11 protein-coding genes and 1 pseudogene are annotated in these 14088 nt (G+C 34.3%); 9 read left to right on the plus strand and 3 right to left on the minus strand.

From position 1 onward, the window contains the following. Positions 1–1173: a DegT/DnrJ/EryC1/StrS family aminotransferase gene (locus MKL32_RS14080; RefSeq protein ID WP_151738155.1), complete on the plus strand. Its 1173-nt coding sequence runs from the start codon at positions 1–3 to the stop codon at positions 1171–1173. Between the two features lie 298 nt (positions 1174–1471). Then, positions 1472–3139 (plus strand): annotated as a pseudogene (locus MKL32_RS14085) (polysaccharide biosynthesis protein); the annotation flags it as partial. Positions 3140–3258: 119 nt separating this feature from the next. Here MKL32_RS14085 and MKL32_RS14090 read toward each other — a convergent pair. The 3 genes from MKL32_RS14090 to MKL32_RS14100 are packed head-to-tail and all read right to left on the minus strand — an operon-like array spanning position 3259 to position 7012. Further along, on the minus strand, positions 3259–5460 hold the full coding sequence (locus MKL32_RS14090) for a polysaccharide biosynthesis tyrosine autokinase (protein WP_005403843.1): 2202 nt from the start codon (positions 5458–5460) through the stop codon (positions 3259–3261). 20 nt (positions 5461–5480) lie between these two features. After that, positions 5481–5909, minus strand: a complete 429-nt coding sequence (locus MKL32_RS14095) for a low molecular weight protein-tyrosine-phosphatase (RefSeq protein WP_005403844.1) — start codon at positions 5907–5909, stop codon at positions 5481–5483. Positions 5910–5911: 2 nt separating this feature from the next. After that, positions 5912–7012 carry a polysaccharide biosynthesis/export family protein gene (locus MKL32_RS14100; RefSeq protein WP_005403845.1) on the minus strand — a complete coding sequence of 367 codons (1101 nt, stop codon included), beginning with the start codon at positions 7010–7012 and terminating at the stop codon, positions 5912–5914. Positions 7013–7465: 453 nt separating this feature from the next. Between MKL32_RS14100 and rfbB the strand changes: the two genes are divergently transcribed. Genes rfbB through MKL32_RS14135 form a run of 7 tightly spaced genes read left to right on the plus strand, consistent with a single transcriptional unit; the run spans position 7466 to position 14066 of the window. Further along, on the plus strand, positions 7466–8551 hold the full coding sequence (gene rfbB / locus MKL32_RS14105) for a dTDP-glucose 4,6-dehydratase (RefSeq protein ID WP_005403846.1): 1086 nt from the start codon (positions 7466–7468) through the stop codon (positions 8549–8551). A 14-nt stretch (positions 8552–8565) separates the two neighbouring features. After that, positions 8566–9474, plus strand: a complete 909-nt coding sequence (rfbD, locus tag MKL32_RS14110; protein WP_270900677.1) for a dTDP-4-dehydrorhamnose reductase — start codon at positions 8566–8568, stop codon at positions 9472–9474. Further along, complete coding sequence (rfbA, locus tag MKL32_RS14115; protein WP_005403848.1) at positions 9471–10355, plus strand: glucose-1-phosphate thymidylyltransferase RfbA; 885 nt, start codon at positions 9471–9473, stop codon at positions 10353–10355. Before rfbD ends, rfbA begins: the two co-directional genes overlap by 4 nt. A gap of 36 nt (positions 10356–10391) precedes the next feature. Next, positions 10392–10967 (plus strand): dTDP-4-dehydrorhamnose 3,5-epimerase, encoded by a 576-nt coding sequence (gene rfbC / locus MKL32_RS14120; RefSeq protein ID WP_005403849.1) that lies wholly within the window; start codon positions 10392–10394, stop codon positions 10965–10967. A gap of 12 nt (positions 10968–10979) precedes the next feature. Beyond that, the gene (locus MKL32_RS14125; protein WP_039909097.1) at positions 10980–11873 is read left to right on the plus strand and encodes a glycosyltransferase; all 894 of its coding nucleotides are present in this window, start codon (positions 10980–10982) and stop codon (positions 11871–11873) included. Between the two features lie 2 nt (positions 11874–11875). Then, positions 11876–13156, plus strand: a complete 1281-nt coding sequence (locus MKL32_RS14130) for an oligosaccharide flippase family protein (RefSeq protein WP_005403851.1) — start codon at positions 11876–11878, stop codon at positions 13154–13156. Between the two features lie 10 nt (positions 13157–13166). After that, on the plus strand, positions 13167–14066 hold the full coding sequence (locus MKL32_RS14135) for a glycosyltransferase family 2 protein (protein WP_050758687.1): 900 nt from the start codon (positions 13167–13169) through the stop codon (positions 14064–14066). The last annotated feature ends 22 nt before the right edge of the window (positions 14067–14088 follow it).

The following is a 14088-nucleotide window of genomic DNA, read 5'->3' on the forward strand; positions in this document are numbered from 1 at the left end:
ATGTTAAATACCGCATTTGAACCTTGGCCAAGTTTTACGCCCGAAGAGGCAAACGCGGTACAGCAGGTTTTATTGTCGAATCGAGTTAATTATTGGACAGGACAAGAATGTCGTGAATTTGAAAAAGAATTTGCACATTATGTCGGTACACCGTTTGCGGTTGCACTGGCCAATGGAACTGTCGCATTAGATGTGGCGTTAAAGGCTTTAGGCATTGGCGCGGGCGATGATGTGATTGTCACTTCTCGTACCTTTTTGGCATCTGCTAGTTCGATTGTCACAGCAGGTGCAAATCCTATTTTTGCTGATGTAGAGCTGGATTCTCAAAACATTTCACGCCGTACCATTGAAGCGGTTTTGACAGATAATACCAAAGCGATTATCTGTGTGCATTTGGCAGGTTGGATGTGTGACATGGATCCCATCATGCAATTGGCTGAAGAAAAAGGCATTTATGTCATTGAAGATTGTGCGCAAGCACATGGCGCGATGTATAAAGGTCGAGCAGCAGGTTCGATCGGACATATTGGTGCATGGTCATTTTGCCAAGATAAAATCATGACTACAGGTGGTGAAGGTGGCATGGTTACTACCCATGATGAGCAACTTTGGAAAAAGATGTGGTCTTACAAAGATCATGGTAAGAATTACGACAGCATCTACCATAAACAGCATCCACCAGGATTCCGTTGGTTGCATGATTCATTTGGAACCAATTGGCGAATGATGGAAATGCAAGCAGTCATCGGTCGTATTCAATTACGCCGTATGTCTGAATGGACGCAAAAGCGTTATGAAAATGCTCAACAACTTTTTGATGTATTTAAGAAGTCTCCTTACTTTACAGTCCATGAACCTTCGGTAGATTATCAACATGCTTATTATAAATGTTACGTTCAGGTGAATACTGACGCCTTACCTGAAGGCTGGTCGCGTGACCGTATTATGCATGAATTAAATTCTTTAAATGTGCCATGTTTTAGTGGCTCATGTTCAGAAGTGTATTTGGAACATGCCTTTGATCATACCCCTTGGCGTCCGCAGCAGCGTTTAGTCAATGCACAGAAACTAGGTGAAACCAGTTTAATGTTTCTTGTACATCCCACGCTGAGTAATGAGAATATGAATACAGTGTTAGAAGCAATTCAAAAAGTACAGCAAATGATTGAATAGGGGATGTCCCAAAAATGTGATAAATGATGCGATAGCATCGTTTATCCTCAAATGACTCGTATTTTGTACCCCTTTGCCCAGAAGATACCTTGTGAAACAAATTATTGAACAACTTGATACCGCTCCACGTCCATTCAAACAAGCATTTTTAGTGCTATTGGATATTATTGCGTTACCAATTTTATTTTGGCTGTGTTATGTCATTCGTTTGCTCAATTTTGATGTCGAAGCTATGTCAGGGTTAGATTTTTGGTGGATATATCTTGATCTAATTGCGATTACTTTGTTTTGGGCATTAGGTATATATCGTTTTATTGTTCGAGCCTTTAACGAAGCATTTATTGTCAAGTTGGCATTGGCTGTATGTTGCATGATGATTGCTTTATATGCGATGAAAACTACCACACCAGCTTTTATTCCAATGTCTATTCCGATCATGTTCGGTTTCATGATGTTTGCTTGGGTATGGTGCAGTCGTGCTTTAATTCGTTTTGTAGTGAATAATGCATTAGGTGTATCACATCAACAGAAACGTATTGCAATTTATGGTGCAGGCTACGCAGGTCAGCAAATTGCAGCAGCTCTATTTCGATCAGATAATCATCTTCCTGTTTTTTTTATTGATGACTCACCATCTCTACAAGGTCAGATGCTCGGTGGTCTAAAAGTTTATTCATTAAAAAAAGCATTGGGTCGTCTTAAGCAACGTCATGTAGCAGAAGTATTATTGGCATTACCATCCGTAGGTCGCGAGAAGAAAGCAGATATTATTCAGCAATTAGAGCCAGCACATTTAAAAATTACTGAATTTCCAGATTTGACTAAATTAGTCAATGGGGATATTCGAATTAATGATATTAGGGAAGTTGATATTATCGACTTATTGGGTCGAGACCCAGTACCGCCTATTTCGGAATTATTAGCTAAAAATATTAGTGGCAAAGTGGTCATGGTGACTGGTGCTGGTGGATCGATTGGTTCTGAACTTTGTCGTCAAATCATTAAGAATCAACCAAAACTTTTAATTCTATTCGAGTTAACTGAGTTTGCATTGTATAGTGTAGAAAAGGAACTTAATTCGCTTACAAATTGCTCAATAGTGCCAATATTAGGCAGTGTTCAAGAACAGCACAAGCTTGAGCGAATTATAGAGCAATACCAAATTCAAACAATCTATCATGCAGCTGCCTATAAACATGTACCTTTAGTTGAATGCAATCCGATCGCAGGGCTAAAAAATAATGCAGTTGGTACAGCTAGTTGTTTAAATGCAGCGGTTGCAAAAGGGGTAGAAACTTTTGTCCTGATTTCAACTGACAAAGCCGTACGCCCAACCAATGTAATGGGTGCGTCGAAACGTATGGCAGAGTTGTATTGCCAAGCAATGGCTGAAACTCAGAAATCTACACAAATTAGTATTGTTCGCTTTGGTAACGTGCTGGGTTCATCTGGTTCCGTAGTACCATTATTTAAGCAGCAAATTGCTAAAGGTGGTCCCGTTACAGTAACACACCCAGATGTAACACGATACTTTATGACTATCCCAGAGGCTGCACAACTAGTCATCCAAGCAGGAGCTTTAGGGCAAGGCGGAGATGTCTTTCTACTTGATATGGGTGAATCGGTAAGGATTCAGGATTTGGCTCGACAAATGATTGCTTTGAGTGGTCTAACAGTTCGAGAAAAACCTACAGGTGATGGGGATATTGAAATTCAATATACTGGCTTACGACCTGGTGAAAAACTTTATGAAGAACTTTTGATTGACCAAGAAAATACGGAATATACTGAGCATCGTCGTATTTTACGTTCTTTTGAAAAATTTTATCCCTTACATGAAATACAAGCAGTTTTTACAAGATTTGGTCAAATGACTGCTGTTGCTCAGGATATTGATTGGGCATTACTTCAACTTGAGTATTATGTAGATGGGTATCGCCGTAATAGTGAAATTCAAATCAATTAATTTATAAAAACTATTGAGTTGCATATTATCCTAAACAAACTCTTAGCGATTTAGCTTAACCAATGAACGAAAAAACCGAGTACTAATGTACTCGGTTTTTTTGTTCTAGGATGAAAATTTTAATCTTCTTTATCATCCTTATGTGCAGTATAAGCATATGCATAGCTATAGCCATAACCCGCACCAACTGTTTGTTGGATGTCATTAAGAATGAAACCATTGACTTTAACATTGGCTTGTTCGAAACGATTCAATGTCAATTCTAGCTCTTTCATTTGCGTTTTAGCATAACGGGCAACAACTAAATTTACACCACTATATTGAGAAATAATAATGCCATCAGTAACAGCTAATACAGGTGGTGTATCAATAATAATATGGTCGTATTGAGTACGTAATTGTTCTAGTAACTCACCAAAATATGAAGTGCTTAACAGCTCTGAAGGAGATGCTGGACTCTTGCCTCGTGTGATCATATCCAAGTTTTCAACGCTAGTTTGATGAATTACTTGTTGTACATTAGCTTGATTGCTAATTAAATCAGCTAAGCCAGGTTTCACATCCAAGTTAAAATACTTATGCATGTAACCACGACGCAAATCAGCATCAATTAAAAGAATTCTCTTCCCGCTTTGAGCAAAGATAGTTGCTAAGTTTGTAGAAATGAATGATTTTCCAATTTCTGGAGCAGGACCAGAAATTGTAATAATATTATTTTTTGCATTAGCTAATGCAAAGTGAATCGCTGTACGAATACTACGCAGACTTTCAATTGCAATATCGTCACTTTGTTTCACTGCTAAAATTGGAATACTCTTTTTCTTTTTCAAAATACTCATACGAGTTTCTTGAACAGGGGAGCGAGGTACTGTTGCATATACAGGTAAGTCAAATTCATTTTCAATTTGAGATGAATCTTTGATACCTGAACGAAGCATATTGCGAGCAAGTGCAATTAATACACCGATAAATCCACCAACAAAAATAGATAGAATAAGCACAATAAGCTTTTTGGGTTTGATGGGTTTGATGGGTTCAACTGCAGTATCAACCACGCGAACATTCCCAATTTCACCAGCCTCTGCAACACGTAATTGCTGATAGCTATTTAATAGATTCGTGTATAGTTCAGTGTTGACTTTAACATCACGGTATAGCTGCAAATACAATCTTTGTAATTCAGGTAGGCGTTTTAAAGTCAAATTTAACTCACCAATTTTTTTATTCACAGTTTCTAATTGAGCATTAATCTCCCGCATCAAAGGATGGTCATTAGTATACTTTGCTGCCATTTCAGCTTGTTTCTGTTGAATTTCAGTTTTCATAGTTTCTAACTGAATATTCTGCTTCAAAAATAACTCAGATTCTTGTGTTACATCTACAGTATTATGTTGTTCACGGAATTGGTTGAATTTCCGTTCAGATTCTTCTAACTGGTTTCTTAATTCTGGAAGTTGTTTATCTAGGAAGCTCAAAGTCTGTCTTGATTCTAGGTTTTTACGTTCAATATTTTGCGCATGATATACGGTTAATATATTATTTAATACCTTGGTAATATGTTCAGCATCTTGACCTTGGTAATATAGACCAAGAACACCAGTCATCTTCCCTTTTTCACTAACACTGTAGTTGTCAGTGATTAGCTTCACTGCTGTAGGTAGTGCTAATTTTCTAAGTGTGAAAGTTTGTTCAAATGGTGCTTTTGAGTTGATTTTAAGCGACCAGTATCCTTTATCTGAAATATGATTTGTCTTTTGGTTTAAAATACCTTCAAAAACTAAATTGTCCTTATAACTAAGAGTATATTCTTTATTATTTTTGAAATTTAAAGTAAGGTTTTTATCTAAATAATATGTTGGAACAATAAAATCTTGTATGTTAAATGAGTGATTATTTTTAGTAAATGATACTTCTTTTTTTGTGTATTCAATTGAACTTTTCTCATTTGTAAAAAGTCGATTGATAAAGGTATTTTGATCATCCTTTATAACAATATTAAGATTCAAATTATTGATCACTTGTCCTAAAACCATGCGAGAGGTTAAAACTTCACGTTCAGCATCTGCTAATGATTTTTGACCTGGTAGACTAGATAATTCACTAAGTTGTCCTAATAAAGCAGCGGAGGCAGCCCCTTTACTATCTTCAACTTGCACCATAGCATCTACTGCATAAATTGCTGTGCTTGTACGGATGTAAATTAACGCACAAATAAGACTGAGAATAATAGATAGCACAATGATTTTCCATTGAGCAATCATAGAGAAAAATAACTCTTTTAAATCAATCGTATCGTCGTGAGAACTTTGGTTTTGGCTCATGTTTATGCAACTAAATAAAATTAAATATGTGATTTCCAGTCAGAGACATATGACTGTATATTCAAACAAGTTTCATTAAAAAAATTTTGGTCATGTTGATAAGGATCAGGAACATTTTTTCCCTGCCAATGTCCCAGTCTGAATACTTTTCCTTTGGCAAAAGGCCAAGTTTGTTCAAGATGTTTTTGTTGATTTTGACTCATTACAAGTATCAAATCAGCTTTTTTTATGTGCTCGGCATTCAGCTTTTTTGCAATGTGTTGACGCATATCAATGTTGAAAGTATCCATACATTTGATTGCTTTATCGTCTGCAGAATGACCAACCAAACCTGATATCCCAGCAGATTCAATATGAATGTCAGGATGGAGTTGTTTTAAAAAATATTCAGCCATTGGGCTGCGGCAAATGTTTCCTACACAAATTACTAAAATATTTTTAATCTGCATTGTTATTTACCCAATTGATCAAAAGTATATAAAGTACTTGAGAATGGAATAATTTGATTCATAACACGTTGCCAGCGCGTTAAGCCAGTTGCATCAATATAAACGATATCGTTTTTCTTCATCTTGAACTGATTGGCAAGAGCCAAATTACCAAAACTACTTAAATTTAGGTGGTAAACGGTAGAAGATTTTGTAATTAAGTTAGATCGCATAACATATATGCGAGCTGCGCTTGCAGATGTTGGATTAATCCCTTCACTTTCACCTAACACATCGCTAAGCGTCATACCTTGATCTCGAAGCGCTATCGCTTGGCTACGACTAGATTCACCCATAACATAAAGTTTTTGATTTTGTTTAGTATTTACATAAATCGTATCATTTGGTTGGATTAGCAAATTATGTAATGAATAACCTTTTTCTTCTAAATTGACCGCATTTAAGTTAAATGTTTGACCATTGCGAATAAGTTGGATTGATGTGTTATCTCCCGTTTCAGCGTTCACACCTCCTGCCATACTGAGAGCGGTATATATACTAATAGGTTGATCATTAAGGGTATATTGTCCACTCTTCATGACCTGACCATTCACGAAGTAACGCTTACCTTCATACGATAAAACTCTTACAACCACATCAGGTGTCTTTAAAAAACGACTAAATTGTGAACGAAGAAGTTGATTTAGTTGTGTCAGTGTTTTTCCAGCAGCTAGCACTTTACCTACTAATGGTAAATATATATACCCATTGCTATCGATAGGGTAGCCAACAGCTTTAATATTTGTCGCATCTTGAACTGGAGGTGTTATTTCTGGATAAGCCCATAATTGTATTGATAGGACATCGCCAGCACTGAGTTTGTATTGGGTATGATTCTTATTGAATAAAGAATGAATGTTGATTTCATCTCTGTTGAGTTTATTATCATCAAGTGCAGGAAGATTTTCTTGTGTCAATTGAACAACAGACACTGCTGCACCTTGATCTGTTTTATAATTACCTTGTTCTGGAAGGTCATAAGTTTGGAGACCTGATGTGATAGCACAGCCTGATAGGCTAAACACTAACAAGGAAAGTAAAAGTGAGGTGCTCTTATCTGTCACAATGTAACCCTTTGCTTGTAATTCATTTTAACTTGAAATTTAGATTTATTGGGATTGTAGACGAAAATTTATTGTAGAAGTAGTTTTTTAGATAGTAATTTGTATAACACTCTTGCGTGGGAATCCTGTAATGGTAACTAAATTGGGTTTTTATGTTTCTTTTATTTCAAAAAAAGATGTTTTCATAAAAATAACTTCGTGAGCGATTTTACGAGATTGGTTTTATTACAAAATTTAAGTGTAAAATGTATCTGTTAATTATACAAAGTATTAGTTTCTTTTAGACAAATTAATGTAGGAAACAGTGAGGTTAAAAAACAACCAAACCTAATGGGTTTAATAAATTTTACTAAAAATTTCGATATAATTCGTAATTCTTTATAAGCGAAATGAAAGAATTTTTTAGTATAGTGATATGTTGCTATAAATTTTTAAAAAAGTGATAGGAAAAATATGAAATTTTTGGTTACTGGTGGTGCAGGCTTCATTGGCTCTGCTGTGGTCCGTTACTTGATTGAAGAAACAGAACATATAGTTTTGAACGTAGATAAATTAACCTATGCTGGCAATTTAGAATCATTAAATAGCATAGAGTCGAACCCTCGTTATCAATTTTCACAAACAGATATTTGTGTTCGTGCCGATTTGGATCAATTATTTGCTGGTTTTCAGCCTGATGTTGTGATGCATTTAGCGGCAGAGTCACATGTTGATCGTTCAATTACTGGTTCGGCTGCATTTATCGAGACCAATATTTTGGGCACGTATCAAATGCTAGAGGCTGCGCGCCATTATTGGAATGGGTTGAATGCTCAGTCAAAACAAGCATTCCGTTTCCATCATATTTCTACGGATGAGGTATATGGGGATTTAGAGGGTACAGATGATTTGTTCACTGAAACAACATCATATGCTCCAAGTTCACCATATTCAGCAAGTAAAGCTAGCTCTGATCATCTTGTGAGAGCATGGCAGCGTACTTATGGTTTACCTGTGGTTTTGACCAATTGTTCTAATAATTATGGTCCTTACCATTTCCCAGAAAAGCTTATTCCATTAACGATTTTAAATGCCTTGCAAGGAAAGCCTTTACCAGTTTATGGAAATGGTCATCAAATTCGTGATTGGTTGTATGTGGAAGATCATGCACGTGCTTTATATAAAGTGGTTACCGAAGCGAATGTTGGGGAAACTTATAATATTGGTGGACATAATGAGCAAAAAAATATTGATGTAGTCAAATCGATATGTGCGCTTCTAGAAGAGCTCGCACCGAACAAACCCGAAGGCCTATCACGTTACGAAGATTTGATTACTTTTGTGACCGATCGACCAGGACATGATCATCGTTATGCGATTGATGCAACTAAAATCAAACAAGATCTGGGTTGGGTTCCACAAGAAAGTTTTGAAACAGGGCTACGAAAGACTGTTGAATGGTATTTGGCAAATACGCAATGGGTGCAGCATGTACAAAGTGGTGAATACCAAAATTGGGTGAAGCTACAATATCAAGCTAATGAAAAATTAGGCTCATAATGTAGTGTGTGATTATGAAAATATTGTTATTAGGAAAAAATGGTCAAGTAGGTTGGGAACTACAACGAGCTTTACAACCTTTGGGTGAAGTGATTGCTCTAGATCGCCAAAGATCAGAAGAGGGGTTTTGTGGTGATATTAGTAACTTTGAGGCAATTGATTTTGTCTTACAACAACTACAGCCAGATGTGATTGTGAATGCGACAGCATATACTGCAGTTGATAAAGCGGAATCAGAGCCAAACCAAGCCGAACTTATTAATAGTCAAGCGGTGAAACACTTGGCAGTGCAAGCCAAAAAAAATGGTGCTTTACTCATCCATTATTCAACAGATTATGTGTTTAATGGTGAGGGGGAAAATGCATGGAAAGAGGATGATCAAACTGCGCCTGTAAATTTATACGGTCAAACAAAACGTCAAGGTGAAGTCGAACTAGAACAAAGTGGCGTTGCATTTATTAACTTTCGAACATGTTGGGTTTACGCAGCACGAGGTCATAACTTTATTAAGACCATGTTGAAACTTGGTCATATCAAAGAAGAGCTTAATATTATTAATGATCAAGTTGGGGTGCCGACTGGTGCTGCTTTGATAGCAGATGTAACAGCGCAAGTATTACGCTATTACTTTTTACAAACTGCAGAACAGAAATCACAGCTTCATGGTCATTATCATTTAGCGCCTAAAGGTGAAACCACGTGGTTTGACTACGCTAATTTTGTATTTGATCAGGCATCTAAACAAGGTCAAATATTTGTGTTGAAAAGCACAAACCCAATCGCGACTGAAGCCTATCCTACACCTGCTAAACGACCATTAAATTCGCGTTTGAATACAGAAAAGTTACAGCAAAAATTTAAGATCCATTTACCCTATTGGCAGCAAGGGGTTGTACAAGTATTAGAGGAAATTTTGTCATGAATCAAAAGAAACGCAAAGGCATAATTCTAGCAGGTGGATCGGGTACTCGTTTATATCCAATTACCATGGGTACATCAAAACAATTACTGCCAATTTATGATAAACCAATGATTTATTATCCGCTTTCAGTACTTATGTTAGCTGGAATTAACGAGGTTTTGGTGATTTCTACTCCTGAAGATTTACCTAACTTTGAAAAATTACTAGGGAATGGTGAGGATCTTGGAATTAAATTGTCATATAAAGTACAGCCTTCACCTGATGGTTTAGCGCAAGCATTCATCCTGGGCGAGGAGTTTATCGGTGATGATAATGTGTGTTTAATCTTGGGTGATAATATCTTCTACGGGCAACATTTTAGTGAGCAACTTTTACGTGCAGCAGCCCGTGATACAGGAGCAACAGTCTTTGGTTACTATGTTAATGATCCCGAGAGATTCGGTGTCGTTGACTTTGATACATCAGGAAAAGCTTTGAGTATTGAAGAAAAACCAGTTAAGCCAAAATCAAATTATGCGGTAACGGGGTTGTATTTTTACGATAACCAAGTTGTTGAGATAGCAAAAAATATTAAACCTTCTCATCGTGGTGAGTTGGAGATCACAGACGTTAACAATGTTTATTTAGAGCAACAACAACTCAATGTTGAATTATTGGGGAGGGGTTTTGCATGGTTGGACACAGGTACACATGATTCACTTTTAGAAGCTAGTCAATTTGTCCAAACGATCGAACATCGACAAGGTTTAAAAGTTGCGTGTTTAGAAGAAATTGCATTTAATAATGATTGGATTGATGCTGATCATTTGCTTGCTAGGGCGAATTTGTTCAAGAAGACAGGTTATGGTCAGTATTTGTTAAAACTACATGCTGAGCAGTAATCTATACAACTTTTATATTTAAAATTGAGTGAATGAATGAATATTATTGAAACGAAAATTAAAGGGCTTCTTATTCTAGAACCAAAGGTATTTGGAGACGATCGTGGTTGGTTCATGGAAAGTTTTAATCAGAAAAGTTTTGAAAGTGCACTTTTAGAACGTGGAATGGATATTCCTCAGTTTGTTCAAGATAATCATTCATTTTCACAAAAAGGTGTATTAAGAGGATTGCATTATCAGCTCAATCCTTGTGCGCAAGGAAAGTTGGTGCGTGTGGTACAAGGGCGAGCATGGGATGTTGCAGTAGATATTCGTCAGAACTCTCCAACATTTGGTGAGTGGGTGGGTATTGAGTTAACAGGTGAAAACCACCGACAGTTTTGGATTCCTGCTGGATTTGCACACGGCTTTATTGCTTTGGAAGACAATACACAATTTTTATATAAAACGACGAATTACTATTCTAAAGAATGTGAAAGAAGTATTGTCTGGAATGATGTTGACTTTGCAATCGAATGGCCAATAGAAAGCGGACTGGAGTTAAAGTTGACTGATAAAGATAAACTTGCTCCAGCTTTTAAAGATGCAAAAACATCAAATGATTTATTTTAAGTGATTGTAATAATGAGTCCTTTAGTTTCAGTCGTTGTTCCAAGCTATAATCATGAGAAATTCTTAAAAGAAAGGCTTGATAGCATCATTAATCAAACTTTTCAAGATTTTGAATTGATTATTCTAGATGATTTGTCGCCTGATAATAGTCGCGATATTATTGAAAGCTATAGGACTCATCCTAAGGTCAGTAACATTGTTTATAACGAAATAAACTCAGGTTCTACTTTTTTTCAATGGAATAAAGCTGTATTGGAACTAGCCAAAGGTGAATTCATATGGATTGCCGAATCTGATGATGTGGCTGAAATAACTTTTTTGGAAAAATTAGTTCCCGTTTTAGAAAATGATCCAAAAATTGTTTTAGCGTATAGTCAATCAGCAAGAATGGATAGTGAAGGTAATATAACTGGAAGTTGGAATGATTGGACTAATGATCTTAAGGGATGTGAGGTTTTTGATAAATCTTTTCAAACTTCAGGAAGAAATTATATACAAAAATTTCTTATTAATAAAAATACCATTCCTAATGCAAGCGCTGTGGTATTTAGAAAAGATAAGTATATTGAAACTGAAGGAGCTGAAGTAATGTTAAAGATAAATGGAGACTGGGAGCTATGGTTAAAGATTTTGCTATTAGGTGATATATATTTTTCAAACGAAACTTTGAACAAGTTTAGATATCATTTAACAAGTGTTATAGCTAAGGCTAAAAATGGCAATCTGACGATTGAAAAAAAATACTATTTACTTGAGCAAAGAGTATTAATGAGAGAAAGCTTTAGAAATAGATTAAAAGATAAAAGATTTAGTGATAGTCAGATTAACCTGCTAAATAATAGAAAAATATTTATTGATAAGCTTAAATCTAGAATTGTATCAATTTATATCTTTTTTAAGAAGTAAATATGGAAAAGAGTTTAAAAAAGGAAACAGTTTATCTGTATTTAATACAGTTCTCAAATTTTTTAGTTCCTTTAGCAGCTTTCCCATATTTAACCAATAAGCTGGGTATAGAGGGTTTTGGTAAGTTTGGTTATGCTCAAACTTTATTTTTTTTATTTATGTTTCTGATTGATTTTGGTTTTATTCTCTCAGGTGCCAAAAGTATTAGCTTAAATAAAGAAAATAAATTACAGGTAGATAAAATATATTCAAATATACAGTTTGTTAAATTTTTAATTTATACATGTATTATTTTAATCTTGTTTATTTCAACATACTTTAATCTATTTGGTTTGAATTTCTTAGATATTGATACACATCTGCTATGGTTTGCTATAGTTGCTTCATTTAGTGCTATTCTGATACCGACTTACTTGTTTAATGGGTTAAGTTTAAACTCAACCTTAGCATTTATTACAATTTTTATAAAATTGGTTTTTTTAATACCAGTTTTTGTTTTTGTTAAAGATGTTGGTGATTTATATTTGGCAGTGGTTTTTCAATTAATGTCAGGTTTAATTGTAGGTGTGATTGTTCAATATCTAATATTTAAAAGAAATTATGCTAGATTTTCATTTAAACTAATTAACAAACAAATTAGTATAAATGAAACGCGCCAAAGCTACGATAACTTTATAGGGTCATTTTTTACACTAGGTTTTACTTATTTAACACCATTAGTTATTAAATTTACCCTAGGTGATGTTTCATTAGGAGTTTATACAGTAGTTGATAAATTAGTCAATGTTTTACGTCAACTGTATGTTCCACTTAATCAAGCTTTTTTTGCTAAAATTTGTATAGCATATGATTCAAAAGACAAATTAAATTATTACTCAATGATAAGAAAAGTTTCTCTTTTTTATTTAATTCTAGGAGGGGTAGCTTTTTTTGGTAATCTACTTTTAGGTGAGTGGTTGTTACCATTTATTTTTGGTTTTAATTATGATTTAAGTAATTTTTTAAGTGTCGCAATTGCAACTCAAATTATTATCTCGATAGCTTCAATTATTGTGAATTTCTTTATCATTCCTTCAGATCTAGCCTATATACTAAAAAGAATTTATTTTGTCGGGTTGTTGTTTTATTTTCCTATTTGTTTGCAATTTGTGAATTTATTTAAATTATATGGGGTGTTTTTTTCTATGTTATTAATTGAGGTGTTTATATTGCTAATAATGCTAGTATTTATTTACATCAAAAGATTTAAATTTTCATTTATAGATTCTAGTAAATTAGGTTGAGATGTTGAATATGAATATTAGTGTAATTATTGTTACCTTTAATCCAGATATAAATAAGTTATCAAGTCTGCTTGATTTTATTTTATTTGAAAATATTAATATCATTATTGTTGATAATAACTCAAAAAATAGTGATGAAATTAGAGAGTTGTTAAAAAAATCATCATTGATAGATGTTGAAGTTGTTGGTGAAAATAAAGGTATTGCTTACGCGCAAAATTTAGGGATAAAGATCTCCACAAATAAAAATAGTGATTATGTGCTTTTTTTTGATCAAGATAGTTCAATTGATAGTAATTTTATCAGTAATTTATATCTTGAATTTATTGATTTAAAAAATAAAAACATTAATATAGCAGCTATAGGTCCTAGGTTCATTGATGAGAAAAGAAAATTTTATTTCCCAGCTCTTAAGTTAAATGAATATAATTTGATAGAAAAGATAAATGTTGAAAACATTACAACTCCTAAAGAGGTAAGTGTTTTGATTTCATCTGGATCTTTAGTTTCTATTGAGAGTTTAAGTAAAATAGGAGTTATGAGAGAAGAGTTTTTTATTGATTTTGTGGATACAGAGTGGTGTTTTAGAGCGTTAAGTAAGGGTTATAAAATATTTGTATCAAGTAGCGCAATTATGAAGCATAGTATAGGTGATGATACTATAGAAATATTAACTTTCAAAATTCCTGTGCATTCGGGATATAGAAGATATTATAGGATAAGAAATTTGTTTTTTATGTGGAAAATGACATATATACCAAAACGATTAACATTTAAACTTATGCTAAGTAACTTCTTTCATCAGATTCTATTATTTGTTTTAAAGAGAAATAAACTGGATTATGTTAAATACTATTACAAAGGTGTTAAGGATGGTATTAAACACAGTAAAGAAATCAAATTTGAATAATTTTAATAAGTTAGGGTTGTAT

The sequence above is a fragment of the Acinetobacter sp. AOR34_HL genome, assembly GCF_027854795.1.
Classification (GTDB): Bacteria; Pseudomonadota; Gammaproteobacteria; order Pseudomonadales; family Moraxellaceae; genus Acinetobacter; species Acinetobacter junii.

Bases quoted from the DNA above. Each gene is read 5' to 3' on its own strand.
- MKL32_RS14080 (WP_151738155.1), top strand. From the start codon at position 1: ATGTTAAATACCGCATTTGAACCTTGGCCAAGTTTTACGCCCGAAGAG.
- MKL32_RS14090 (WP_005403843.1), bottom strand. From the start codon at position 5,460: ATGAGCCAAAACCAAAGTTCTCACGACGATACGATTGATTTAAAAGAG.
- MKL32_RS14095 (WP_005403844.1), bottom strand. From the start codon at position 5,909: ATGCAGATTAAAAATATTTTAGTAATTTGTGTAGGAAACATTTGCCGC.
- rfbB (WP_005403846.1), top strand. From the start codon at position 7,466: ATGAAATTTTTGGTTACTGGTGGTGCAGGCTTCATTGGCTCTGCTGTG.
- rfbD (WP_270900677.1), top strand. From the start codon at position 8,566: ATGAAAATATTGTTATTAGGAAAAAATGGTCAAGTAGGTTGGGAACTA.
- rfbA (WP_005403848.1), top strand. From the start codon at position 9,471: ATGAATCAAAAGAAACGCAAAGGCATAATTCTAGCAGGTGGATCGGGT.
- rfbC (WP_005403849.1), top strand. From the start codon at position 10,392: ATGAATATTATTGAAACGAAAATTAAAGGGCTTCTTATTCTAGAACCA.
- MKL32_RS14125 (WP_039909097.1), top strand. From the start codon at position 10,980: ATGAGTCCTTTAGTTTCAGTCGTTGTTCCAAGCTATAATCATGAGAAA.
- MKL32_RS14130 (WP_005403851.1), top strand. From the start codon at position 11,876: ATGGAAAAGAGTTTAAAAAAGGAAACAGTTTATCTGTATTTAATACAG.
- MKL32_RS14135 (WP_050758687.1), top strand. From the start codon at position 13,167: ATGAATATTAGTGTAATTATTGTTACCTTTAATCCAGATATAAATAAG.